This window comes from Paenibacillus sp. FSL R5-0486 (assembly GCF_037975155.1).
In the GTDB taxonomy this organism is placed as follows: Bacteria; Bacillota; Bacilli; order Paenibacillales; family Paenibacillaceae; genus Paenibacillus; species Paenibacillus amylolyticus.
The window spans coordinates 4,989,894-5,015,859 of record NZ_CP150237.1; the positions used below are offsets into that span (position 1 = coordinate 4,989,894).

At 48.6% G+C, this 25,966-nt stretch carries 17 protein-coding genes; 2 read left to right on the top strand and 15 right to left on the bottom strand.

All coding sequences use genetic code 11. From position 1 onward, the window contains the following. Nucleotides 1–208 precede the first annotated feature (208 nt). The 10 genes from MKY01_RS22140 to MKY01_RS22185 form a co-directional block, all read right to left on the bottom strand. Nucleotides 209–2,458, bottom strand: coding sequence for an HDIG domain-containing metalloprotein (locus MKY01_RS22140; RefSeq protein WP_127545247.1), 2,250 nt, complete (start codon nucleotides 2,456–2,458; stop codon nucleotides 209–211). A 16-nt stretch (nucleotides 2,459–2,474) separates the two neighbouring features. Beyond that, nucleotides 2,475–3,446: a PhoH family protein gene (locus tag MKY01_RS22145; protein WP_017687243.1), complete on the bottom strand. Its 972-nt coding sequence runs from the start codon at nucleotides 3,444–3,446 to the stop codon at nucleotides 2,475–2,477. Between the two features lie 6 nt (nucleotides 3,447–3,452). Further along, nucleotides 3,453–4,646, bottom strand: coding sequence for a sporulation protein YqfD (yqfD, locus tag MKY01_RS22150; RefSeq protein WP_127545244.1), 1,194 nt, complete (start codon nucleotides 4,644–4,646; stop codon nucleotides 3,453–3,455). Further along, nucleotides 4,643–4,936 (bottom strand): sporulation protein YqfC, encoded by a 294-nt coding sequence (gene yqfC, locus MKY01_RS22155; RefSeq protein ID WP_017687241.1) that lies wholly within the window; start codon nucleotides 4,934–4,936, stop codon nucleotides 4,643–4,645. The genes yqfD and yqfC overlap by 4 nt, the downstream gene beginning before the upstream one ends. Nucleotides 4,937–5,116: 180 nt before the next feature. Then, entirely contained in the window at nucleotides 5,117–5,716 is a 600-nt protein-coding gene (locus MKY01_RS22160) for a hypothetical protein (protein ID WP_127545241.1), read from the bottom strand. A gap of 13 nt (nucleotides 5,717–5,729) precedes the next feature. Next, nucleotides 5,730–6,740, bottom strand: coding sequence for a flotillin-like protein FloA (floA, locus tag MKY01_RS22165; RefSeq protein ID WP_036615045.1), 1,011 nt, complete (start codon nucleotides 6,738–6,740; stop codon nucleotides 5,730–5,732). 161 nt (nucleotides 6,741–6,901) lie between these two features. Next, complete coding sequence (locus MKY01_RS22170; protein ID WP_051450046.1) at nucleotides 6,902–8,224, bottom strand: NfeD family protein; 1,323 nt, start codon at nucleotides 8,222–8,224, stop codon at nucleotides 6,902–6,904. A 282-nt stretch (nucleotides 8,225–8,506) separates the two neighbouring features. After that, the gene (locus MKY01_RS22175; RefSeq protein WP_017687237.1) at nucleotides 8,507–8,950 is read right to left on the bottom strand and encodes a GatB/YqeY domain-containing protein; all 444 of its coding nucleotides are present in this window, start codon (nucleotides 8,948–8,950) and stop codon (nucleotides 8,507–8,509) included. 15 nt (nucleotides 8,951–8,965) lie between these two features. Beyond that, nucleotides 8,966–9,139 (bottom strand): 30S ribosomal protein S21, encoded by a 174-nt coding sequence (gene rpsU / locus MKY01_RS22180; protein ID WP_005547957.1) that lies wholly within the window; start codon nucleotides 9,137–9,139, stop codon nucleotides 8,966–8,968. A gap of 232 nt (nucleotides 9,140–9,371) precedes the next feature. Beyond that, on the bottom strand, nucleotides 9,372–9,731 hold the full coding sequence (locus MKY01_RS22185; protein WP_024628477.1) for a histidine triad nucleotide-binding protein: 360 nt from the start codon (nucleotides 9,729–9,731) through the stop codon (nucleotides 9,372–9,374). 247 nt (nucleotides 9,732–9,978) lie between these two features. On the opposite strand from MKY01_RS22185, the gene MKY01_RS22190 reads away from it, so the two are divergent. Together MKY01_RS22190 and MKY01_RS22195 are read left to right on the top strand one after the other, a co-directional pair. Then, nucleotides 9,979–10,902: a cysteine synthase family protein gene (locus MKY01_RS22190; RefSeq protein WP_253502000.1), complete on the top strand. Its 924-nt coding sequence runs from the start codon at nucleotides 9,979–9,981 to the stop codon at nucleotides 10,900–10,902. A gap of 1 nt (nucleotide 10,903) precedes the next feature. Continuing rightward, nucleotides 10,904–12,037: a bifunctional cystathionine gamma-lyase/homocysteine desulfhydrase gene (locus tag MKY01_RS22195; protein WP_339283525.1), complete on the top strand. Its 1,134-nt coding sequence runs from the start codon at nucleotides 10,904–10,906 to the stop codon at nucleotides 12,035–12,037. Between the two features lie 426 nt (nucleotides 12,038–12,463). Here MKY01_RS22195 and MKY01_RS22200 read toward each other — a convergent pair whose 3' ends face one another. The 5 genes from MKY01_RS22200 to addB form a co-directional block, all read right to left on the bottom strand. Beyond that, the gene (locus MKY01_RS22200) at nucleotides 12,464–12,808 is read right to left on the bottom strand and encodes a hypothetical protein (protein ID WP_036674796.1); all 345 of its coding nucleotides are present in this window, start codon (nucleotides 12,806–12,808) and stop codon (nucleotides 12,464–12,466) included. 427 nt (nucleotides 12,809–13,235) lie between these two features. Further along, entirely contained in the window at nucleotides 13,236–16,655 is a 3,420-nt protein-coding gene (locus MKY01_RS22205) for an SMC family ATPase (RefSeq protein ID WP_339283527.1), read from the bottom strand. Further along, nucleotides 16,652–17,836, bottom strand: a complete 1,185-nt coding sequence (locus MKY01_RS22210; protein WP_036672068.1) for an exonuclease SbcCD subunit D — start codon at nucleotides 17,834–17,836, stop codon at nucleotides 16,652–16,654. Before MKY01_RS22210 ends, MKY01_RS22205 begins: the two co-directional genes overlap by 4 nt. A 53-nt stretch (nucleotides 17,837–17,889) precedes the next feature. Then, complete coding sequence (gene addA, locus MKY01_RS22215) at nucleotides 17,890–22,317, bottom strand: helicase-exonuclease AddAB subunit AddA (protein ID WP_339283529.1); 4,428 nt, start codon at nucleotides 22,315–22,317, stop codon at nucleotides 17,890–17,892. Beyond that, complete coding sequence (addB, locus tag MKY01_RS22220; protein ID WP_127545222.1) at nucleotides 22,314–25,817, bottom strand: helicase-exonuclease AddAB subunit AddB; 3,504 nt, start codon at nucleotides 25,815–25,817, stop codon at nucleotides 22,314–22,316. Before addB ends, addA begins: the two co-directional genes overlap by 4 nt. Between the last annotated feature and the right edge of the window lie 149 nt (nucleotides 25,818–25,966).

Sequence of the window (25,966 nt, forward strand, 5' to 3'; positions counted from 1 at the left end):
TCCTGTCTACTAATATTTAGAGGTTGTTCAAAAAGCCCGCTTTTGATTACGAAGGATGCCTAGGGGCATCATCAGCATCGAATATGGAATTCAGCCGAAATGTCCTTTGCTCACGTAGTTTTCCCTACGCTCCGCTACTCCATTTCTAACTTCATCCCATCTTCTCGGTACTGAAAACCAACCTTTTTGAACACGAACTATTATTAAATTAGCCTGCTTCGGGTGAAGTTGGCTTTGGTTTCTTGATCTCCTCCGGATATTCTATTCTGGAGTGGAAGATACCCATCACCGTTTCCTTCAATGTTCTGGCGACGATATCCAGTTCACGCATCGTAAGGTCACAATCATTAAATTGATGATCGTCCAATCGTCCTTTAATAATCTTCTCAATCATGGACTCCACTTGCTCCACTGTCGGTTTGCGCAAAGATCTCACAGCAGCCTCCACACTATCGGCAATGCCAACAATAGCCGATTCCTTGGACTGAGCCTTCGGCCCAGGGTAACGGAAATCTTCTTCCGTGAAATCAGGCTCAACGCCTGCTTCTTCCGCCTGGCGCAGTGCTTTGTGATAGAAATAGTGGAGAAATGTCGTGCCGTGATGCTGTTCAGCAATATCCCGAATAGGTCTGGGCAACTTATAATCCTTCTGCATTTCCACCCCATCGCGCGCATGGGCAACGATAATGGATTTGCTCAGTTTCGGATCAATTGAATCATGTGGATTCTCCATATTGTTCTGATTTTCAATAAAATAGATGGGGCGCTTCGTCTTGCCAATATCATGATAATACGAACCGACTCTGCAGAGCAATCCGTTAGCTCCTATGGCTTCTGCTGCTGCTTCGGACAGATTTCCTACCATAACGCTGTGATGATAGGTACCCGGTGTCTCCGTCAGCAACTTGCGAAGAAGCGGATGGTTCGGATTAGATAGTTCTACCAGTTTGAGCGCTGACAAAATGCCAAATGAAGCTTCAAAAAATGGCATCAGCCCAATAACCAGAATGGCAGTCAGTACGCCACCCGCAAATGCAAACCCAACACCATACAGTGTCGTGGTTCGGTTCCAATCGCCCGAGTCAATCAAAGCCAAGGTGAAGACGGCTATGGACCCGAACAGACAGACCATAATGGCCCCTTTCAGGATCGTTGATCGCTGGCTAGCCTTATGAGTTGCGAAGATCGCAACAAATGAAACCAATACAGCAAAGAAACCTAGTTCGAAGTCAAAAAGTTGACCCTGATGTGTATTCAAAATAATGCTGGACAACATACCGATCAAAATCGAACATACAAAGGCAAGCGAGGTATCCAGTAACAAGGCAATTAACATCGCTCCTACCGCAACAGGTGCAAGGAAGCCAACATAAGACCTCTCATTGGTCTGGATAATCGCCGTCACATGCATAACCACAATCGTAATAATAAAAATGAGAACAAGCATCAACAGCTGGGCATTATTATACTTAAAATGTGTTCCGCTGCCTTGCTGAATATACATCAGAATGGCTGCTGACAACAGGCAGGAAAACATAAGAAGTCCAAGCTGCGGCCAGTAGTTCACTTCATTTTTCAGCAAATCATTCTCACCCAGCAAAGTATACATCTCCGGGGTGATCATCTCACCCTTGGCAACTAATGTGTCCCCTTGCTTGATAAAGACGGTTTGCGTGTTCTCACGCGCCTGTACTTTGGCTTCCTTAGTTCCCTCTTCATCGTAGAAGCGGTTCGCGGTCACCACAAGGCGAGCAAGCTCTTGCACGACCTCACGTTGCGTACGCTTACCAAGAGAGCTGACACTCACCATCTCGGCTACTTTGGCACGAGCAGTGGTTGCATCGCTGATCTGATCCGTCATTAACCGGGCAACAATATCCCTCGCAACCGGCTTCATCTCCTGGATATCATCCGATGTCAGACGTGAGATTTTGATGTAAGTTTCTTCGGGAATACGGTAGCTTTGCTCCTGTACCACATTTCTGATTTCTTCCAAAAGAGTCTCGGAGTATGTACCGGCTTTCCGATTATTATTGATATAGTTGGTCACAAAGTCCTTCTGGCGCTGTGGAATTTCATCCCGATAAATATCAATCTTATCCTGACTTGAAATCTGATCATCCTGATTTAATCGATCTACACGATCAAGCAGGGTAGTCATCAAATTTTCGTTTCGCAACTGGACAATCTGAAATATCGGCTGTACCCGTTCAGCAGCTTCTTCCTGTGCTTTGAGTGTGGCCTTGTTATTCGGAATCTGCATGGGCGCAGCAATGTCCACTTCACTCCGTGTCCCTTCCTGAATATCATAGCGCTCAGGGAGCAGTTTGGAAGCCAGACTGACGTAGAAAAGAATCACCAGAAACAAAAACAGAAGATAGCGTGCCCACACGCTATACTTCCATCCTGTAGCCTTATTCTGAAAAGATTTGCCTTTTGACGGTTCCTTCGAGGTCACTTTAGACAATCCCTTTCTATGCTTGATTTTCTGCGGCGTGGTTGTAAGCCACGATAATTTTCTGGACAAGGGAATGCCGTACAACATCTTGCTCGGCAAAATAGACAAATCCAATCTCGTTAACTTCGTTCAAGATCGTATTCGCTTCCACAAGCCCGGATTTCTTACCACGCGGTAAATCAATCTGTGTCACGTCTCCGGTGATGACCATTTTGGAGCCAAAACCAAGACGGGTTAGAAACATCTTCATCTGTTCCGGCGTTGTGTTCTGTGCTTCATCCAGAATGATGAAGGAGTCATCCAGCGTACGCCCCCGCATGTAGGCGAGTGGCGCGATTTCGATTAACCCTCGCTCCAGTGCCTTCGCGGTCTGTTCCTGTCCCATAACGTCATACAGGGCATCGTACAGTGGTCTCAGATAAGGGTCTACCTTCTCTTGAAGATCACCTGGCAAAAATCCAAGACTCTCTCCCGCTTCAACAGCAGGCCGTGTGAGTACAATGCGTTTGACGCTGCCTTCTTTAATTGCAGCAACAGCCAGTACAACAGCAAGGTAGGTTTTACCCGTACCGGCAGGACCAATGCCAAATACAATATCACGTTTTTTAATTGTAGTTACATAGTGCTTCTGTCCAATGGTTTTAACACGGATTGGTTTACCTCGATATGTTGTCGTAATCTCGCCCTTGAACAGATCCAATAGCTGGTCTGCCCGCATATCCTTGGCAAGTTCAATCGCATATTTCACATCTCTCTCGGTTAACACATATCCATTGCGTATCAATTGCAGTAACACATCAAATAATTGTTCAAGCGATTCCACCTGCTGTGCGTTGCCAAAAATCACAATCTCCGCTTCACGGGATGCAATCTGGGCGGGAATCTCGGATTCAATCAGTTTAAGAAAAGTATCTTGGGGTCCAAAAAGAGATTGGCCCTCTCCCGCACTCTGGAGGGAGATTTGTATGCTGCGTGTTTGCTCTGACAAATATCCTCATTCTCCTTGACTATGGACTAGCGGAAGTTCTTCCGCAATGCTTTCTTCTACTTCAAATAAGACTTTCATATAAACTTTACCATTCTCTTTCTTCTCATGCAAAATTTTTTCACTTATAATTTTTGTTCCTTTGCCGTTTTTGGCGATAATATCGTTCCTTGCTCCTTCCAATCCTTTCGTTCTGGCCCATTCTATCGTCTGTTGTTGCTCATGCTCTCGGGTCTCCAGATCTTTCTCTGTCAGCCAACCCATAGGAAGTGTAAAGGATCGCCACGTCAATGGTTTATGATTACTCTCGGTATCAAATGAAGTGAATGGTGTACTTCCGTACCCCCACAGTTGAATCGCCCAATTCCCCAGTACCATGTAAAAACGTTCTTTGCTCTCACCTGTCATTGTATTATGTTTTTGCACTAGCGGAACCTCTACCTGATACTCACGCCATACCAGACCACGAACTTCGCCTTTGGCAACGATGGTTTTGGTGTTCTCCTCATCCCCGAGAATCCCTGAGATCAATACCTGACCCTTTTTGACACGCATGTCCTTCTGAACAACAGGGCGTCCCTGCTCCGCATAGATTTGAGTGACCACAGCATCTGACTTACTGATCAGATGTCTGGGATTCAGTAATGGTTCGCGCTTTGGTTGGGCAGATTCTACGACCTGAATGGTAATGGTTGTCCCCTCTTTGCTGACGCCAATCCAGGTTACATCCGGCAGAGCGAGTGCAAGCTGCCTGGAGAGCTTGTCTTGGCTTTGCAGACGGAACCCCCATTGGAAAGGATATATGCCCTCTTTCTTCGCTGCTGCGAGCACCTCGTCGGTGGGAATGGTGACGTTACCCTTGACCTCCACATCCCATACCATGGATGACAACGCAAACAAAGCTGCCACAAAAAACAGCATCCCCCCAAGAAAGAACTTCCTCCGCAATAAACGGGCCGCAAAAAAGGGGAAACCGCTGCGATGGGTTACTTTCACCCTGCAGCCTGTCCGTTTCAACATAGGACGCAACCTGAAAAAATGCGGCAGCAGAATATTCATCTCTGCCACGCGTCCATCGTGAGCACGCAGGTCCCAAACTTCCAGTCCCTGCTCTGCCACCGTGTTGATTAATGTTTCAATGTCTCCCCCAGTGACCGTGATTCGGACTGCTCCCCGCAGTTTATACAGACTGGGCTGCTTCATCCGTTCCCCTCCACTCCATTCATATGAATATCCAGAATCGTTCCTTCAACAGCTACTTCATCCGGCAAAATGTTACGTATCACCAAGGCAGTTCCTTTGATCTCTAACTGGCCTTGGGAAAGAGCCAACACGATACGATCCGGCGTGAAATGGATGACACCGCGATGATTCTCTATATACAGTTGCTTACTGCCGATCAGGGTTAACCGTGGCATATCATAAAGCACATCCTGCGGCAGATCCAACACTTCACTGGTCCATCTGCGCAGCTTGCGGCTGATCCGGGTCATTCGAAGGTCTTCCCCCTTCCTCTACAGTTCAACTTATGCGCAGATTCAAGAATTTATGAAAATTCCGGGGCGTGTTAGGGACGAATGTTGAGAAAAAAGGATCGAACACAGAAAAAGCCGTCTCCGGCGGCTTCATGCTCACCAGAGACGGCTTTATTTCCGTCCAGCAACTTAACTTATTTACAGTTTCCCTCTTGTACCAAACGGCTGTTTGGAACGAGGGGAACCCAGTACTTCTGCCCAAAGGACACCTGTACGAATATCAGCAGGACGAAGCGGAGACGCTCCCGATTCATTGGTGCTGGTCTCATCCCAACTGGAATCAGACACAACTGGTCGATTCGCAGAAGAGATACGATTCAAGCGTTCTTCAATTAAGCGTTGCTGTTCTTCCATGCCTCTCATCTGTTCCTCAAGTGAATTTGCCATCGCACTCATCGTGCCCTCACTTCTGTAGTCAGTTGCGGGGCGAGAAGATGCAGCAGGCTCCGAATACGGCTCATCATACTGATTCTCATATTGCACGTCATCATACCGATCGTCATACTGTTCATCATAGCGGGGGTCTGTAGGTCCGGAAGACTGCTGCGGAGATGAATTGTCTCTTGAACGTTCATCCCGGCCTGAATCACCACTGCCTCCAAATGTAGGCATCCCGTTGGCAGGACGCTTTTTGTTCGGATCAGCCGATTTGGCAGCTTTCCCCAAGAAGGAGAAGAGTGCAAAACCGATGACGGCCACAATATACAGATTATCAAAAATCCATTCAAATAGGCCCATATGCACTCACCGCCTATCTTCCGTTTTTGGAATCACCCTGATCGTTGGAATTCGAACCTTCACCAGGTTTTCCCAATGTATTACGCATTTGAGTATCCGCTTCAATGTTCTTCAGGTTCATATAATCCATCACACCGATTTTACCGTTACGAAGTGCCTCAGCCATGGCGAGAGGTACTTGGGATTCTGATTCAACAACGCGTGCTCTCATTTCCACTACGCGTGCTTTCATCTCTTGCTCTTGGGCTACGGCCATTGCGCGACGCTCTTCTGCTTTTGCCTGAGCGATACGTTTGTCAGCTTCTGCTTGCTCTGTTTGCAAGAAGGCACCAATGTTTTTACCTACATCAACGTCCGCAATATCAATGGACAGGATTTCAAAAGCAGTACCAGCATCCAGACCTTTGGACAATACAGTACGAGAGATCAGATCCGGATTTTCCAGGACGTCTTTGTGAGAATTGGAGGAACCGTTCGTACTTACGATACCTTCACCAACACGGGCGATGATCGTTTCTTCACCAGCACCACCGACGAGACGGTCAATGTTGGCACGAACCGTAACCCGTGCTCTAACTTTAACTTCAATACCATCTTTGGCAACCGCAGACACAATCGGCGTTTCGATAACTCGTGGGTTAACGCTCATCTGTACGGCTTGTAATACGTCACGACCTGCGAGGTCAATCGCTGCAGCACGTTCAAATTCGAGTGGAATGTTGGCACGTTGTGCAGCAATCAGAGCGTTTACAACACGGTCAACGTTACCACCGGCCAAGAAGTGACTTTCCAGTTGGTTCATTGAAAGTTTAAGACCAGCTTTAGTTGCTTTAATCATTGGATTAACGATACGGCTAGGCGTTACACGTCTCAGTCTCATCGCTACCAGTGTAATAATACTTACGCGTACGCCGGATGCAATCGCTGAAACCCAGAGCATAACCGGGAAAAAGCTGAAGAATACGCTCAATACGATAATACCTACTACCGCAATGAGCAAAATCGTAATCATAGATGTGTCCATTGTTTAATTTCCTCCATTTGCAATTTGAATTTTGATAAAAATGTTTGAGAAGACACTCATGAGTCCGCTGCTAAATTAAAGAATACACCACCTCGCTGGCAGCTTCAGCATGTGGTTATGTACATTGCCGAAGCGTTAATCCGCTTCGACAACAGAGCGAGTTACACCGGCAAAGCTTGCTGAACCACAATCCGGGTACCTTCCGCTTTAATCACAATAATCGGAGTATCGATGGGAATAAAATCTCCGTCGGTCACAACGTCAATTCGTTCCCCTTCAAACATCGCTGTTCCAGAAGGACGAAGTGGTGTCAGACTGATTCCTTGCAGACCAACCAGCTCTTTACGTTCTGTGGCTGATGAATAACCCCGATCCGCAGACATGCTGTCACTCAGTATGAAGCGATTCCATATCCCTCGATCCTTAAAGATAATTGAGATGATCGCAATGACTACCAGTGCTGCTCCAAAAGCGATACCTAGAGATACAAATGCATCACTCGTATCATAAGCAGCCCTTACAACACCGGCCACAAGCGCAATTGATCCCAAAATCCCCAGAATACCAAAGCTCGGAATAAACATCTCCAGAATCATCATGATGAGTCCGACGGTAAATAGCACCCATGTCTCTGCTCCGGCAAATCCCGCAATGTAATTACCCGAGAAATACAACACGAAACACACGATACCTACAATACCAGGAACTCCAAAACCAGGAACAATCAATTCAATGATCACACCCGCGATTCCGAGGAACAATAACACAGTCATCACAACCGGATTGGTAAGAAAAGAGGAGATATTCTCCGCTGTTGTTCGTTCTACCTTAAATACGTCATCCTGACTGTAACCGAGCCAAGCTGCCGCTTCTTCCGGTGTGTTGCTGATGTGGTCGGCATAACCAACTTTCAGCGCTTCTTCAGCAGAGAGAGCAATAATTTCACCTTTTTGCTTGGTTTTATTGATCTCTGGCATTTCAACAACGATGTTAACATCCGTCATTCCAGCTGCAATCTTGCCATCACGACCACTGATTTCAGCCGCTCCCTGCATTTTGCTTTTCCAGAATGCAACAAGCTTTGGATCATCAACATGTTTACCCGTACTGTCGACCATTGCTGCCGCACCAATCATACTGCCTGGTGACATTACGATCTTATCTGCATTCAGAGCCAGAAAACTCCCGGCTGAAGCAGCATCTCCACGAACAAATGCAACAGTCTCAATCGGACTGTCCTTAATTAGGGTACCCAATGCTTCTGCAGTGTCGACACGGCCTCCCGGCGTATTGATATCAAGAACGATCAGGCCAGCATTCATCTCTTCTGCTTGCTTGAACCCGCGTTCCATGAACTTGCCAAGTCCCTGCTCGATTGGTTTATCAACCGGAATAATATATACGGCACCACTCTTCTCAGCTGCATGCGCTGACGGTGATCCAATCCAGACAGGAAGCAACAGCGTCAGCAGCATTAAGAGCATCAATGGCCCCGTAAGCTTCTTCCGGCGCTTTCCCTTCACAATAGTCCCCCCTTTTCCATTAATGTTATACTGTCCAGCTTATGGTATTTATTACGTGCAATGCAACATTTCGTTTCAAAATCTTAAAATTATATTTGAAAACTCGATCAATTGCAAGAATAAAAATCCATATTAATATATATTAACCATTAAAAAGAAATTTCGTCATCCCAAGGACATCATGCCTTCTGATAAATGGAAAAAACACCTCCTGACAAGTCAGAAGGTGTTTATTGATTTGCTTTATTGCAGAAATTGTTGAACTGCTTGATTTACCAGTTTGCCGTCCGCTTTGCCTTTAACTTTCGGCATAAGGGCCGCCATGACTTTCCCCATCTCGGCTTTCGAAGAAGCACCGGTTTCCTGGATGGTCTGCTGTACAATAACTTTAATTTCTTCTTCGGTAAGCTGTGTGGGAAGGTACTGGATGAGTACTTCAATTTCCGCTTTTGCATTTGCCGCGAGATCTTCACGGCCCGCTTTGTCAAATTCTTGGAGGGCATCTTTGCGCTGTTTGATTTCACGACTCAGGATATCAAGCACTTCGTTGTCATCCAAATCTCTTTTCAAATCTATTTCAAGATTCTTGATCGTCGAACGAATCAACCGAATGTTGGAGAGTCTGAACTTGTCCTTACTCTTCATCGCTTGCTTCATATCTTCGTTCAATCGTTCGCTAAGATTCATGTAATTAAAATCCTCCTAAAACTTTCTCTTACGAGCAGCCTCGGACTTTTTCTTGCGCTTTACGCTTGGCTTCTCATAATGCTTACGTTTCTTCACCTCAGCCAATACGCCATCTTTAGCGATGGAGCGTTTAAAACGACGAAGTGCAGCATCAATAGTCTCGTTTTTGCGAACTTTAGTTTCAGACACCAGTTTTCCCTCCCTCCGACCAGACCGTCCAAGAGCAATAACACGGTTCATCATCTTACATTATAGGCGAAAGATAATAAAGGTGTCAACCTCAATGTAATGATCACTTATTTGAATCCATTTTATAACTCAAAGGTATTATGAAATGAATTCATTATATAAGCATTTGGTCACACATTCGTGGATTTAATGCATATGACTAAATCCTCAATAGTAGTACCCATTAGCTCGTTTATTTGTGAGAATCGGACAGACTTGTCAACACGCCAAGTCTGGTACCACCCAACAAATGGTAATGCAGATGATGAACGGTTTGTTCTCCATCCTTACCACAATTGTTGATTAATCGATATCCTGTTTCCTCCACGCCAAGACGCTTCGCAGCTTCTTGAGCAGCCAGATGAATCTCGCCGATCAACGGCAGATCTTCTGCAGTAACTTCATTCATGGAAGCAATATGTTTCTTCGGAATGACAAGAACATGTGTCGGTGCAGCGGGCTGGATGTCATGAAAAACGATAACATGGTCATTCTCCAGTACTTTATTGGAGGGAATGCTGCCCTCTACAATTTTGCAAAATAAGCAATCCATAGTTCATACCCTCCTTTGTATTCCAGTGTATGTATTCCCCTCTATCATACTAAAAGTAAAAACCCACGTCCAATCTTTAGACACACAACCAGGTATTCTAGGTCAACTCTCCATCTATCATCAAGCCGAACACTATACAACATTGGATGTATACCAAGCTCTTTTATCGAAATATGGTTTTATCACGCACTTTTCCCAATTAAACAAATATGTATGGTTAATGACACACAAAAGGAGATTGGTTAATTTGACCGTTTATCAACATGTACAGGAACTTATAGGTAATACACCTCTGCTTGAATTAACTCGTTATCCATTACCGGAAGGAATCCGCCTGTTCGCCAAACTGGAATTCATGAATCCCGGAGGAAGTGTGAAAGACCGGATCGGCAAGTTTTTATTGGAGAAGGCCTTGGCAAGAGGAGATGTTAAGCCAGGTGGAACAGTGATTGAAGCTACCGCAGGCAACACAGGAATTGGTCTTGCAATGGCGGCTGTAGGCCTGAATTTAAAGGTCATTTTCACGGTACCTCAGAAGTTCAGTGTTGAGAAGCAGCAGTTGATGAAAGCCCTTGGTGCTACGGTCGTCAACACACCCACATCCGAAGGAATCACTGGTGCCATACGCAAGGCGGAATCGCTGGCGAAAGAAATACCGGGTTCGTATATTCCAGGTCAGTTCTCCAATGCAGATAACCCACTCGCACATTATGAACATCTGGGTCCTGAGATTTGGCGTGATCTGAACGGGCAGGTGGATGTATATGTCGCCGGAGCCGGTTCTGGCGGAACTTTCATGGGAGTATCTCGCTATTTGAAGGAGCAAAAACCGTTAATTAAAACATGTATCGTAGAACCCGAAGGTTCGATACTCGCAGGAGGTCCATCGGGACCACATCGTACAGAAGGAATAGGGGTCGAAACGTTATCTTCTTTTATGGATGTGAGTTACTTTGATGCCATTCATACGATCTCAGATGAAGATGCCTTTGAGCGGGTAAAGGATCTGGCCTTGTTGGAAGGCTTACTGGTAGGAAGTTCCTCAGGTGCAGCTATGCAAGCCGCATTAAACGAAGCTGTTCACGCAGCTCCCGGAAGTAACATCGTCGTTATTTTCCCGGATAGCAGCGAACGATATTTAAGCCAAAATATCTATAATGGAGGACAATGAAATGAGACCAAAAACCAAGCTGATTCATGCAGGTATTGTTGGTGATCCACACACTGGAGCAGTTAGTGTACCGATCTATCAAGTAAGCACGTATGAGCAAGAATCGGTTGGCGTACACAAAGGATACGAGTATTCACGAACAGGCAATCCTACCCGGCATGCGTTGGAAGAAGTCATTAAAGAGCTGGAGGATGGCGTTCGAGGTTTTGCTTTTAGTTCGGGCATGGCTGCAATTCACGCTGTACTGTCTCTGTTGAAAACAGGAGATCACGTCATTCTGACGGATGATGTATACGGCGGGACTTACCGCATTTTCAACAAGGTGCTGAGTCGTCTGGGGATCGAGTCTACCTTTGTAGATACTACCTCACCACAAGCACTGGAAAAGGCTTTGCAATCCAATACAAAGGCCATTTATGTAGAAACACCTACCAATCCGTTACTCAAGGTCACCGATATTACTGCTGTAGCGAAATGGTCAAAACAACATGAGTTGATGTTCATCGTGGATAACACGTTTAGTACGCCTTATTGGCAGACCCCGCTGGCTCTGGGAGCGGATATTGTATTGCATTCTGCAACGAAATACATCGGCGGTCATAGTGATGTCGTGGCAGGACTTGCGGTTGTCAACAGCGAGCAACTTGGTGAAGATCTGCATTTTATTCAAAATGCAATTGGCGCAGTCCTGGGACCCATGGATTCCTGGTTGTTAATGCGAGGTCTTAAAACATTGGGATTACGGATGGAAGCGCAAGAACGCAATACAGAGCAGCTTGTGACATTTTTGAATCAACATCCAGCAGTAAGCAAAGTCTATTATCCCGGGTTGCCCGACCATCCACAGCATAAGCTTGCTTCCACGCAAGCGAGAGGTTATGGCGGTATGGTCTCCTTTGATGTAGGCAGTGCTGAAAAAGTAGATGACGTGTTAAGCAAAGTCCGTTATTTCACATTGGCTGAAAGTCTGGGCGCGGTGGAAAGTTTAATTTCTGTCCCTGCCCGAATGACGCATGCCTCCATTCCTTATGAACGTCGGCAAGAATTGGGGATCACGGATGGTTTGATTCGTATCTCCGTTGGGATCGAGGATGTTGAAGATTTACTTGAGGATTTGAAATCTGCATTAAGTTAAGGGCATTTTGAAGTCCATGCTGGCTGATCTTGGAGAAGGTGTAGTGGACGATTTTCTAAGGAACACAGGAAGTCTTATTTGGCGTTCAGGCTCTCATTTGAAATTACAAGGAACAGCAGGCACGATACACGTTAAGTGCTACCCGTTCATCATCGACCTTACACTAATTAGATTCAAAAAAAGGTCATGCCTTACAGAAGTTCGCTTCTGCACAGGCATGACCTTTTTGGATATTCGGTATGTTGCCAGTTGTATTGCAATGACTATCGCGATACATCAGGCTGAGACTCTGTATGTGATAAGACCTCTCTATTTTATGCTGTACGATGCCATGAACGGAACATCCATCCTCAGCTAGTTATTCTCGAGGATTTTCATAGGGTGCATAAGAATGTGTCACTTTAGTTATGACTGTTTTTTCTAATCTCAATAGTACGGTAAAAGGGTTAATGCTGTAAGCGCAAATAACGGGAGCACCAGTCGGTTAAAACGTCTACGGCCATAACCATAATACGGATAAGGTGTAGGGTAGCCGTAACCTGGATAAAATCCGCGAGTATGACCTATCGGATAGTTTGCTCCAGGCATTGCATTTGGAGCCCAGTTCGCATGATTCACCATGGCTTCTGGTCCAACGGGAACAGCCAGGTAGATCATTTCGTCATCCACATTTTCCATAATGCCATCGTAGTGCATACCGTCATTCATCTGTACACATACATAACGGTGCATGTGTTCCTTACATATTTTCTTTGCTTCCACTTTTTCCACTTGCCAACGCCTCCCTGATTCTGCTCTTGATCACCTTTTCATGGTATTCAGAACTGGGCGAATTGACACTACTGACGAAAAAACACAAAAAAAAGAGCACCCCGTGAGCGGCTTCCTTGGAAGTCTGCTGCGCGGACATCTATTCAGGAAACGTCCTGATCAGATGTCCGCCGGGGTACTTAAATAAAGTTTGTCGGCTTAACTGTAGTATAACAGCGGGATGAACCTGTATCTGTGATGTAACTCACTCCGCTAAGTTATCAAAGCAAGAAAAGAAATATTTTCACAAAAATAATATTACGTAATAGTGCGTGTTTAATAGGCACCATTCGTAATCAAAAGCGGACTTTTTGAACAACCTCTAATATTCATTTTGCTTGGACTATTAGAGGCGCTTCTATGATCTATATTGCTTACACATTGCCCTCTACAGAGTCTCCAAGACCACACGTGAGCCGTTTCCGGCCTCACCTGCTGGAATCACCACAAGTTTGCGCGGCAAGCGTGCACGCAGTTCAGGCACGTGACTGATTACACCAACAGCCAATCGGTCGTCATGCAATTTTTCCAGAGACGTAATGACGGTATCCAACAGCTCAGGGTCAAGTGTACCAAACCCTTCATCCAGGAAGAAGAATTGAAGTGGGTACTGACCTCGCAGCTGAATCTGGGCCGACAGTGCCAAGGCCAGTGACAACGAAGTCAAAAACGTCTCGCCACCTGACAACGTTGATACCGGTCGTTTGACTCCCCCGTTGGCATCATCACAGATTACAAAACCACCACCGGAATCCACCTCCAGTGAATAACGTTGTTTGGTCAGGAAACGCAGACGCTGAGATGCCGCATGACTAACCTGCATCAGTTGTTCTTCGGCAATATACTCGACAAAAGCATTGCCTCTGAACGCGGATTGAAGTTTGCTGAGCAGTTCGCCTTGACGGCTTACCTCCACCCGCTTGTTCTCCAGTTCGGTCCAGCGAACATGTCGCTGCTCCACATCCTCCAGATCACGTTCTGCACGTGCTTTGGCACGAAGGGAAGCCTCATCCTCAATTCGGACCTGCTGCAAACGTTCGGTGCACGCTAACCACTGTTCCTCCGATACGACAGCACCACCCAGCTTTTGTTCCAATTCACGCAACTGGGATGCCAGTTCACGCTCACGTTCACGGTGCTGCTGGATCTCTCCTGCCAGTCGTTCTGCTTCCTGGGAAGGAATTGCCGCGGATACAACAGCATCATCCGAGTCAAACGGGGATTGTTCCAACAATTGCTTCCACCGTTCCTGTGCTTGTTGCAGATGTTCTGTAGCCGAGGCGGCTGCCTGTTGAGCCATAACGTCTTTCTTAGCTGATTCCTGCTTCAGCGTGTCCGCCTCTTTGAAGCGTTGTGCCGAGTCCGAAGCTGTTTTCCGCAGTCCATCCAGACGAGCCTGAGCCGCAGTAATCAGATCTTCTACCCGCTGCTCCCCAACCCACTGGCGCAAGCGTTCTTCCTTCTCGGCCAGCTGTTTGCTATTGCCCTGCCACTCCGTTTGCCACTGAATCAGTTGTTTATCCAATTCAACCAGTTTCTGCTGGAGAGATTGGATGATCTGGTCTTTTTCCTCAAGGAACGTCACGCTTTTGTTCAGACGTTCCTTGATGTCTTCGGCGCGTGCATCGCGCTCCTGCATCGCCTGATAGAGGGCCTTGGCCTCCTCCTGAGCGATGCCGGGCAGTTCCGAGGCCCAGCGGCTCTGCAAGGCAGCCGCTGCGGCCTCGCTCTCGGCCAGCTTGCGATCCGCCTGGGCGAGCCCGGCACGGCCGGCCTCTTGCGCAGCTGCCGCTTCCATGCGGCGCTGCTGCGCGCCTACAGCCGCCTGCTGTAACGCGGCGGCTTCGGCCTGGAGCGGCGCTGCTGCGCCAGCCAGCGCCTGCGCGGCTTCGCGCAGCGCAGCGGCACGCGATGCCCAGCCTGCCGGGGAGCGCCCGTGTTCGGGCGACCCGGCGGGCTCAGGCTCCGCTGCCGCAGGCGCGGCCTCGGCTGCGGCAGGAGCTTCGCCGGCCGCAGCGCCAAGCTGCGTCAGCAGGCTGCGACGTTCGTGCAGCTGCTGGCGCAGCCCAAAGCGCAGCTCCTGCAGCTCCGCGTGCAGGCTGCGCAGCAGTTCCAGGTCCGCGTCGCCTGCGTGCGGACCTTCTCCCGGCGGCGCAGCCGGGAGCGGGTGATGCGGCGAGCCGCACACCGGGCATGGCTCGCCGTCGTGCAGTTCGGCGCGCAAGGCGGAGGACAGCCGGTGTAGCTCCTGCTCGCGCATCGTGCCACGCAGCCGTTCCTCCGCAAGGGCCAGCAGGCTTTGTTCGCGGCTAATATCCTGCTCACAGGCAAGCAAGGCCTCAAGACCTGCTGACGCCTGTTCTACCAGATGCTGACGCTGATCACTCAGGCGTTTTTCTTCCTCAGCCGCCGCCTTCAGCTTGTCGGCTCCCTGTTCTGCCGATTGCTTATAGGCTTGCATGTCAGCCTTATTTTGCTGCAACTGCTCCGCGGCAGTATCCACACGATGTTTCAGTTCTAGCGCAGCTTGAAGTTGCCTGCGTTCCTCTGACTTCACTTCATTTGGCTTGAGGCTCTCCTGTAGTTCCTCTCGCCGTTTGCGTCCGCGCTGTTGCAGTTCCTTTTCTTTCTCAAGCTGCTGTCCCAGCGTAGTTTGTTCGCTCTGCCCCTGTTCCAGCAACTGCGCGAGGCGCGAGCAATCGGCTTGAAGTCCGTCCCGTTCACGTTGTAGCTCTTTCGCTTGTTCGAGTTGCTCCAGGCGCAACAGAAGTTTCGGTTCTTCCTCAGTCATTTGCTTGCGTGCCGTCTCAGCCTTCTCCGCTTCCTGAACAGCCAGACGCTCATGTTCCAGTGCTTGCTGATGAGCTGTCTCGGCAGTATCCTGCCGCTGCTTCTGTGTAGCCATGGCATCTCGAACCGTCTGCAATGCAGGCAGTATTGCATCTGCCGCAACGGATTGTTTCAGCCGTTGTTCGCCTACCTCTATCTGTGGTTCCAGTGCTTTCAGCTTCTGCTGTTCATCCGTCCGGGCCTGCCGTTCGTTACTTAACTCACGAATTTTGCCCAGTTGTTCAGCTTCCTTCACAGCTTCATCCAGCGCTTTGCGGGACAATTCAGACTGCTGAACAGCGTTTTGAAGAAGACGTTTCGTTTCTTCCAGCGTCTCCTTGCTGGCATTCCCAAGTCCCTGTTGCTCCGCAGCAAGAGATTGGTGAACCATATCATTATCCTTAACCCGCCGACTTAATTTGATGGCCAGCTGATCCCCATACTTCTCCAGATGGAACAATCGTTGCAGCATCTGACGACGTTCACTGCCTTTGAGTGACAAAAACTCGGCAAACTTCCCTTGCGGAAGCACCACTGCCCGTGTAAAATCATCCATCTTCAAACCGATCACATCTTCAACGCAGCGATTCACATCTGCCAATTTGTCGGCAAGTACCTGTTCTTCGCCATTAACCGTCTCTATGAATTTGCTGATCGTGTTACTCACCGAAACTTCATTATTTCGTTTGAAACGTCGCTCTACCCGGAACCTTCGAGTGCCTTCCGCCGACATCAGTTCAAATGTAAAAGCAACCGACAACGAATCCTCTGCATGATTCATAATGCCTTGCGTCCCGTTCACCGCACGTTCCACTTTTCCGTACATGGCGAGTGTGATGGCATCGAGCAAGGAAGATTTACCACTGCCCGTTGGACCGAAAATACCGAATAGCCCCGTCTCTGTCAGCACGGTAAAATCAATCTCCTGCATCTCCCGGTAACTTTGCAGTCCGGCAACTTTTAATAGAATTGGCTTCATCTTTCCTCGACCTCCTCACGCGCACCCGGCTCGTCTTCATCCACAAGTTCCAGGAAAAGCTGTACCAGGCTGTCTTCCGGTTGTGCACCACCGGTCTGACGCTGATAAAATTTACGGAACAGTTCGTGGACCGGCAGCTCGGATCGTTGTTCCAAAAGTCCTGCTGCAGCCATCTCGGGATACACCGGGCGAATATGAATGATACCTTCATGTGATTTTCGCAGCTGCTGAATCTCCTTCAGGGACATCGCCTCGTCCAGCCACACTTCCATGTCGATAAAAGCCTGTGGATCACGCCCCTCATCCAACCAGCGATATACTTCTGCCAAACCACCACGGGCCTGCCAACGTACAAGCGGACGCCCGGACGTTAACAAAACTTCTTCTACCTGTGCTGCTCCACCCGGCGCCAGATCAACCATCGTGACAGACTTGCTCTGCCCTGCTTCCGAGAAGCTGTAGGCGAGAGGAGAACCGCTATATCGAATCACACCGTCTCCTTTGACAGCCTGTGCACGATGAAGATGCCCAAGCGCCGTGTATTGCGCACCAGTCGCTAAAGATGAAGGGTCCACCGTGTAGGCCCCACCGATCTGAATCGGACGTTCCGAATCACTCTCAAGTCCGCCGAGCACATAGATATGGCTCATGGCCAAGTTCACGGTATCCGGGCGAAAAGAAGCTGCCAGACGCTGCATTAACATGCCCACCCGGTGACTGTATGCCTGACGAAGCACATTTTCGTCCCCATCTGTTGTCAGCAATTCATTCAATCTGGCTTCAGAAGGATAAGGTAATGCGGCAATCTGTGCAATTTCTCCGGTTCGCTTTGCATGGATGGTTACCGCTTCTGAAGTAGGCATCCCTACGAGTGTAATGCCCTGTCTGTTCACAAGTGGAGTTACAGAAGCTACACGTTCTGGCTGATCATGATTTCCAGCAATCACCACGAGGGGTCTTCCATGCTCCGTCAGACGCGCTGCCGCTTCATAAAAAAGTTGTTCCGCCGCTGCGGGAGGATTCACCGAATCATACACATCTCCGGCCATCAATATGGCATCCGCCTGTTGCTCATCAGCGACCCTGACGAGTTCATCAACGAAATCTTCCTGTTCACGCAGTCGGCTTCGTCCTTCCAGCGTTTTTCCCAAATGCCAGTCCCCTGTATGCAAAATACGCATCGTCCGTTCCACCCCTCTCCCATGTGATATACATGGTTTTAAATTCCGATCTTTTACAATTTCACTGCATGTCCACCATCAAAAAAGTACAGCCATTTCCGGTCAACTTTCCGACCCAATATATCTTCAATGGCCCGTCCATACAGATCTAGCTGGAAGCGATAATTTTTGGTGAGTTCATCCAAACCACCACGATGCTCCAATACCCGATCCGTCTTGTAATCAAGCAAGACAAGCTCGCCGTCCACCTCATACAGACAATCGATAATCCCCTGTACAAGCACGGTTTCATTTTCAATCGTTGCCTGCATTTTGCTATCTTCATTTATTATCTGCATATCTGAGTTCGCCGCCCGTTCATGTAGCCATTCCACAGGAGACTGATGTGCCGGAAGTCCATACACAAACGGAATCTCCCGTTTCACCCACGCTGCACGCAATAATTCTTTCCCTGGTTCTGTATTGAAAAATCCGGCCAGTTCTTCAGGTTCGATAGCCGCAGCATGATGGGGCAGCAAAATCTGAAGCTTAATCAACCGCTCAATCGTCTGTTCAATAAGCTGTGAATCAACAGATGATCCATCTATAGGAAGATGCTGCATCAACGTATGATACACGTTCCCCCGTTCTGCCCCTGTCAACTGCGTTGCCTCCATGAATTTGGGACGACGCAGGTACAGTTTGAAAGACGTACCTGCAGATCCCGCATCCGGAAGGTTCACCGTACCGTTTGAATCTGTCCATGATCCAGTCTCACGCTCGTTAGATTCATCGGATACGCCACGTAGTACATGGCCTGCTTCATCTTTGGTGTAATTGATTCCTGGGTTGTTGTGAGCCAATAATTTCTCGGACTGCTCCCCCAGTTCCTCCATCACCTCTACGGACTGGATGTCCTGCATCGCAAGTAATGTTTTCAACTCCGTGACAGATGTACTGGCTGCTACTTGAGTTGCTGCTTCATAGGGGTACGTCCATGAAAGTCGTTGATCAACCTCGTTGATCAGCCGTGTCTCCTCTTGTTGAAGAGCTACTATGTCTGCACCTTCATCTCCAATGTTTTGGTTAGCCGTATCTTGTGCACTCTTCGTCAGCTCTTCTACAGTTGAAGATGTAACCAACTTCACGGGTTGGACGGCTTTTAGTGCAGCAATTCGTTCTTTCCGTACCTCATTTATCCCGTCTTCTTCTCCGAGTGCCAGATCTACCACATGGTCACGGGATACCTGATCGGCGGAAATAATAGAGATCGCCCATCGTGATTGATCATCTGCAAGACAAGCTGAGAACGAATCATTGCTTCCAGCAAGTTCACGCAGCACAGCCGCATCTGGATGTCTCATCAGGGATGGTCCAATCCAGTCCAGGTAACTCCGTCCAGCAGCAAGCAGATAGTCTGGCAATGCCAATTCAGGGCTATCCTTGACCTGAGACCACGCGAGCGCTTTTTTCGCGGCATCTTTTACAGTACCCAGCAAAATCATTTTCTCTTTGGGACGGGTCAACGCAACATACAGCACACGCATCTCTTCAGCAAGCAGTTCAAATTGCGCACGACGACGAATCGCCAGATTGGCTAATGTAGGATAGGCAACCCGGTTCTCACGATCCACAAACCTCGGACCAAATCCCAGTTCCTTATGCATTAGAAACGGTGCGTTCAAGTCCTGCTGATTAAACATCTTGGATATGCCACCGACAAAGACAATTGGAAACTCCAAACCCTTACTCCGGTGAATCGTCATGATACGTACGGCGTTGTCCTGCTCACCAGAGCTACTTGCTACAGTTCCGAGGTCTCCCCCGTTTTCCCGCAGTCTGGAAACATAGGTCAGGAAACGGAACAAGCCGCGATTCGCAGTTGATTCCTCATATTGTCGTGCGCGGTCGTACAATGCCTTAAGATTACTTTGACGTTGCAGTCCTCCTGGAAGACCACCAACCCAGTCCAAATACCCGCTTTCCCGATACATACGCCAGATCAGTTCACTTAGACTGCCTTGTCTTGCCTCAAGTCTCCACTGCTCCAATTGACGCATAAAACGAATTAACTTTTGCTGTAACTCCGAGCCTGAGATCTCCGTTATGCCCGGATCCTCACTTGCATGTCCCGTAACACCAGCATCTTGCATTCCATCTGTATGCAATGTATGCACATCGGATTCATAGACATCATCCAGGATCTCTGCCTCGACTGAAGCTGCTGTCTCCCGCTGTCCCTGTTCCATCTCTGCCCAGGCTTCCGGCCACTGCAACTGGACCATATTGGAATCGGGATGATTATCCTGCCGGGATTGTTGTACAGCATTAGTGGAGGAATCGCTCCAATCTCCCGCAGCTGATATAACCGCATCATAGAATGATTGTCTTTTGTCACCAAGCCGAATCTGTGCCAGTTCCTCTTCATCCAGTCCAACAATCGGGGAACGAAGCACGGAAGCGAGCGGAATATCCTGCCTTGGATTATCAACAAGCTGAAGCAGAGACATCATGATTTCCACTTCTGTAGCCTGAAAATAACCCTTGCTCTGTTCTCCTCCAGCAGGAATTCCCTGCTGTCTGAACTCCTCAATCATGAGCGGAGCCCACATCAAGGTCGAACGCAGCAAGATGACCATGTCACCGTAACGTGCCGGGCGCATCGTTTGCAGGGCTTTGTCATATACATGGAGGGCAGGTTTGTCCGTATCCCCAACCATCTCACGAATACGCCTTGCGATCGCCCTCGCTTCCAACTGTGCTGTTTCGAGTTCGGCACTCTCCAGTTCTGCGGAGACCGATACATCCCCATTCTCATCCGTGCTCTCTGTCAGATCCGGACCACCACCCTGACGATCGATCAGCATGAGTTCAGGTGTATACGCCTCATCACCAAGTGTTTCTGACGGGAACGTAGCCCCATATGCCAGTTGAGCTCGTTCATCGTAAGCAATCTCTGCCACACCTTCGTTCATGAGTTGCCGGAATATCATATTGACCGAATGCACGACTTCTGCTCGACTACGAAAATTCCGCGCAAGATCAATACGTTGACCTGTACGATGCAGACGTTCTTCCACCATTCCGTCCTCATTTGTGCTCGCTCCATACTGGCGATACTTGTTCATAAACAGACCTGGCTCAGCCAACCGGAAACGGTAGATACTCTGTTTGACATCACCGACCATGAATCGGTTACCCGGGTTTTCTCTGGAGATCAGTTTCACGATATCTTCCTGAACCGTATTGGTATCCTGATATTCATCAAGCAACACTTCATCGAATCGCGAACGGTACTCCATAGCCGCATCGGAAGGCATCGACAGTTCAGGCGTTGAATCCTCATGTCGCAAAATGTGAAGACAGTAATGCTCCAGATCACTGAAGTCAACTTGCCCACGTTCCTGTTTGGCCTGTCGATAACGTTCTCCAAATGTACTAACCAACCTAGACAACTCCTGCATGAGTGGTGCCGCTTGCTCCAGCTCCTGCCAGAACGAAAACGCACTCCTTCCGAACAATGAACCTTTCAGGTCGGTAACTGCCTTTTTCGCAGCCTCACGGAGTTCCTTCACCTGATCTTGTAAAGCAGGGTCCGTCTGATCTTTCTTGCAAGGTTTCAGTTTGCCAAATGTAGCGGGTTGAAACACTTCAGGCAACCTTTCCCATGGCATAACCTGGGCCGCAGACAACAGTTCTTCTACCATCACCAGGTCTTCTTTTAACGTATCTGCATAAGGTGCCGGACCTTCAGGCTGCATGGAAATATGAATGCCTTGACGGAGCAATCCTGCTGCACCACTTAAAGCAAGAGCCGCATCACGCAAAATACTCTGAACCCATGCTGAATGTCCAAGTGCCTCTACACTTTCCACCTGAAAAGCAGACGCCATCTCTGAGAGCCAATGATCCGGCCAGGAATGACTGCGGGAGAAATCATACAAACGTTGCACCAGTCGATGCATCGCATCATCGTTTCGTTCTCCACTGAACCAGTCTACTAATTCGCGGAATGTACTCCCTTCATCTTCTTCGCCATACTTTTCCTCAAATAGTTCTTCAAGCAGTTCCTGCCGCATGATTTCCGCTTCATTTTCATTCAGGATACGGAAAGCCGGGTTCAACGGAATTTGCTGATAATAACGGCGAATGACTTCCATACAGAATGAATGCAGCGTTGTAATAGATGCCCGTCCAAGCAGCGACAGCTGCTTACGCAGATGCTCTTCTCCAGGCTGTTCTTCCAGCGCACGTTCCAACGCTTCCCGAATCCGTTGTTTCATCTCGGCGGCGGCCGCTTTGGTAAACGTAGCTACAAGTAAACGATCCACACTGTATCCTTGGGAGGGATCTGCGATCTTGCGAATAATTCGTTCAACCAGCACGGCTGTCTTGCCTGATCCCGCCGCTGCGGCAACCAGTATGTCTTCTCCGCTTTCCGAGATGGCACTCCACTGGTCATCACTCCAGAAGCTACCCTCCGGTTTTGGCATATTCGTCATGATGTTTCCCCTCCCTTGGTGTGAGATAACATATCCCAGATTTGCTGTTTGCCCGGTTTGGACAACAGGTTATACTCATTTCCTTCTATATTCTCATCAAACTGACAAACAGGCTTATACGGACAGAACGTGCACGCCACTTCCTGCTGAATACGATAAGGCTCAATGGCCACATCCCCATCCGTAATTCGGGTACCAATCTCACGGATATTACTGCGAACCGAAGCAAGCAGCGTATCCCATTGCTCTGGCGTAGCTACAGCGGCGCTACTATAAAAGCTTCCGTCCGCCTTAAGAGCAACTGGAATAATAGCTGAATATCCCTTATCCAGGGTGTTGTCCATTTGAGCGATTGCGTCCCGATCCGCCAGAAGCAAACCTTTCATTTTGAACCGTTTCAGTAGTTCTTGTCCTGCCTGCTCTGATGTCATGCCGTTTGCAGATTGCAACAGCGGGTTATGCACATGGAAATACAACGTTCCTCCCGGCATCGCCGTTTCCCCAAGCCATTCTTCGGCAGCACTAAGCAGCACCTCCAGATAGGTGAGCATTTGCAATGACAGACCATAGTACACTTCATGTAACTTGAGGTCCGTCTGGCTTGATTTATAGTCAATGACACGCAGGAGCAGACCATTCTCTCCTTCTGCGACATCTACACGGTCAATTCGACCCACGATCTCCATCACACAGCCGTTCTCCAGTTCAAAACGTAGTGGCGGCAGTGTTTTATCGGGTCCAAAATCAAGCTCCAATCCAATCGGTTCAAAACTTCCACGTCTGGACTGTTCACCAAGAATAACCGATGCCCGGCTAACAATGTCCTTCAATTTGCGGAAAATATAACCGTATCGCTTGGTGCTTAGCAAAATCTCCCCTTGCAGCTGTGGTGCAATCTGCTCCACAGTTTGCTCGGCTTCCTGACGACATTGGTCTGGAGTCAAACTGCCCCAACTACGATTTTCTTCGCGCAATCGCATAGCCAACTGGCTTAGTGCAGCATGAAACAGCTGTCCGATATCAGGAGCCTGAAGGCGGTACAATTGCCGTTCTTTGAGACGCAGCCCATGCGAAGCAAAATGGGAGAACGGACAAGCGACGAACCGCTCCATTCGCGAGACACTAGTCCTCACCTCTGTACCATACAGTCTGCGACTGGTAGCTGTACGTAGTGGTAATGCCCGATTACGATAAAAGATTGATCCCATCAACCGTTCCAGCTGAGGTCTGCTTGTCTCTCGAGATACATGCCAATTGTAGACCGCCCACCACATTTCAGGGATGTCTTCTCCGCGGCGCCATTTGCGCAATTGTCCAATAAGCGTTGACAGACTCTGACCCGGATGGGTGACATAGGACCAATGCGCTTCTTCCGAGTTCGCAACCGGTGGTTGAGCGAGCAATGGCTGTTCTTGTAGACCAAACATCTTCCGTACATGGCGGACAATCTCGGAAGGAAGCAGTGCTTTCCCCTCATCATCAGCAACCGGGTAACTCAGCCACAACTGGCTGCTTGCCGCTGTAAGTGCCGTATAGATCAGAAAACGTTCATCCAGCATCTGCCTTGTTGCACCTGGTCCAAGCGCCATGCCTCTTTCCGTCAGTAACGCTCTCTCCAGTTCCGTTAATACGCCATCATCCTGAGGTACGGCGGGTAATTCACCATCAACGGCGCCAAGGATAAATACGTATTTGATGTCCTGAAGGCGTGTACGGTCCATAGAACCCATCAAAACCTGATCAAGTGCTGGTGGTACCAGACCCAGCTTCAGTTCCGTCAATCCGGTCTCAATCATCCCGGCAAACAGCGTGATATCCAGCCGTTCATTCCCCATCATATCGACCATCTGATCCAATAAATCTAGCACAGCTCCCCACATCTGCCGATGTTCTCTCGACCGTTCGGGGTCACCTTGTGCCTTAGCTTCAGCAGACATGTTCTCCAGCTTCCATGCGATCTCAGCATCTTCCAGCAGTCTGTATAGTGCCTCGCACTGGGCTTTGGCTGTCTTTGCCTTTTTCATTCGTTTCTCAAAAGCACCCAAGGAATCTGTAATGACCGTTCGACAGCTCTCCATTAAAGAAAGCATCTGGTCCCGTCCTCGACTACGGCCATCCTGACCGTTATCTTCCAGTGATAAGCTAGGTACATACTTCCACGGTTTGCCGTCAGTCCAGCGATACCCGTGAATACCACAAGCCAGTACATAATTCTCAAGCTGGTCCATATCTTCACGAGTGATGGAACCATCACGCGGAAGTAGCAGATCCGTTTTGACACAGCGAAATACATCCTCGTAACGCCAATGTCGACGAACAATGTCGAGTGCAGAACGGATAAACTCGGATAATGGATGATGAAGTTCATTTCTTCTGCGGTCCAGAAAGACGGGTACGTCATAATCCCTGAATAGAGGTTCAGCTATATCAGCGTAGGTATCCAACTGACGAACAAGTACCGCCATATCCCGATAACGCGCACCTTCATTTTGTGCCAGGCGCCGCATCTCACGCAGTGCTCCCTCCATCTCAGCTCGTCGGTTCTCCGCTGCAACCAGTCGGATTCCGGAATCAAGGCCTTCACTTTTCCAACGAATTCGGCGGTCGAAACCAGCCTCCAGATGAGCAAGTCCCGGGCGATCCTTGTATCTCGGTGGAATCTCCGAATCTAGAACGGTTATATCGCTCGTTACACCCAGTTCGTCAGCCATTCCTTTCAGGCGCGCATAGGCACTTGCCGTGGGATAAAATAGTTCCAGTTCTCCAGGCAGTGCGCCGTGATCATAAGGACGATCCAATGTCAGTGCAATCGTCACGGAAGAGGACTGCAACATCAGCCGACCAATCACACTCATCTCCTGTGGTGTGAATCCCTGAAAACCATCAATCCAGATCTGGGCATCCTGCAGCAATGCACTTTCCGACAAACGATCTGTCAGCTCGGTCAACGTGTCTTCATCATCAATATATAAATTGGTCAGTTCCTGTTCATAGTCACGATATATCAGATTCAAGTCATGCAACTTGTCCTCCAGAATTGGCGAAGTGGATGAGGTATTCCCTCCAGACAGCCCGTCTTCCAGCAATGATGGATCAACTTCATAACGTTTAAATTCACTATATAAGTCATTTAATTCGCCTATAAAACCCAGCTGGCTGCCGGATGCACCAAACAGCTTTAATTCTTCCTTACGGCGCTGGATGACCTTGTAGAGCAGCATCTTTTTGCCTTCGGCTCCGATCGGAATACGAGCAGAACCACCTGCTTCTTGCATTACACGATAGGCTAGACGGCGAAAGCCGAGCACTTCTGCACGCATGGTACCTTTAATTGCTCCAGAAGACACCAATACCTGCTCTGTTCGAAAAGAACTCTGTTCGGGAACGAGTAAAATCAAAGGTGTGCCTTGCGGCTCCTTTTGAAGCAGGGATGTAATTTCCCGGGTAATCAGCAAGCTTTTTCCGCTGCCTGCCCGGCCAATAACAAAACGAACGGACATGTCTAATCCTCCAAACCACACGTACAAGATTTTAATTCCCAGTATAACATATCTGACTTGGTTCGGAACATACGTTTGCCACTATCCGGTAAAACCGGAGATCATCTCCGTTAACACAGCAAAACAGCAAAAAGCCCGCAGCTATCACA

Bases quoted from the DNA above. Each gene is read 5' to 3' on its own strand.
- yqfD (WP_127545244.1), bottom strand. From the start codon at position 4,646: ATGAAGCAGCCCAGTCTGTATAAACTGCGGGGAGCAGTCCGAATCACG.
- yqfC (WP_017687241.1), bottom strand. From the start codon at position 4,936: ATGACCCGGATCAGCCGCAAGCTGCGCAGATGGACCAGTGAAGTGTTG.
- MKY01_RS22160 (WP_127545241.1), bottom strand. From the start codon at position 5,716: ATGGGCCTATTTGAATGGATTTTTGATAATCTGTATATTGTGGCCGTC.
- floA (WP_036615045.1), bottom strand. From the start codon at position 6,740: ATGGACACATCTATGATTACGATTTTGCTCATTGCGGTAGTAGGTATT.
- MKY01_RS22170 (WP_051450046.1), bottom strand. From the start codon at position 8,224: ATGCTCTTAATGCTGCTGACGCTGTTGCTTCCTGTCTGGATTGGATCA.
- MKY01_RS22175 (WP_017687237.1), bottom strand. From the start codon at position 8,950: ATGAATCTTAGCGAACGATTGAACGAAGATATGAAGCAAGCGATGAAG.
- MKY01_RS22185 (WP_024628477.1), bottom strand. From the start codon at position 9,731: ATGGATTGCTTATTTTGCAAAATTGTAGAGGGCAGCATTCCCTCCAAT.
- MKY01_RS22195 (WP_339283525.1), top strand. From the start codon at position 10,904: ATGAGACCAAAAACCAAGCTGATTCATGCAGGTATTGTTGGTGATCCA.
- MKY01_RS22205 (WP_339283527.1), bottom strand. From the start codon at position 16,655: ATGAAGCCAATTCTATTAAAAGTTGCCGGACTGCAAAGTTACCGGGAG.
- MKY01_RS22210 (WP_036672068.1), bottom strand. From the start codon at position 17,836: ATGCGTATTTTGCATACAGGGGACTGGCATTTGGGAAAAACGCTGGAA.
- addA (WP_339283529.1), bottom strand. From the start codon at position 22,317: ATGACGAATATGCCAAAACCGGAGGGTAGCTTCTGGAGTGATGACCAG.
- addB (WP_127545222.1), bottom strand. From the start codon at position 25,817: ATGTCCGTTCGTTTTGTTATTGGCCGGGCAGGCAGCGGAAAAAGCTTG.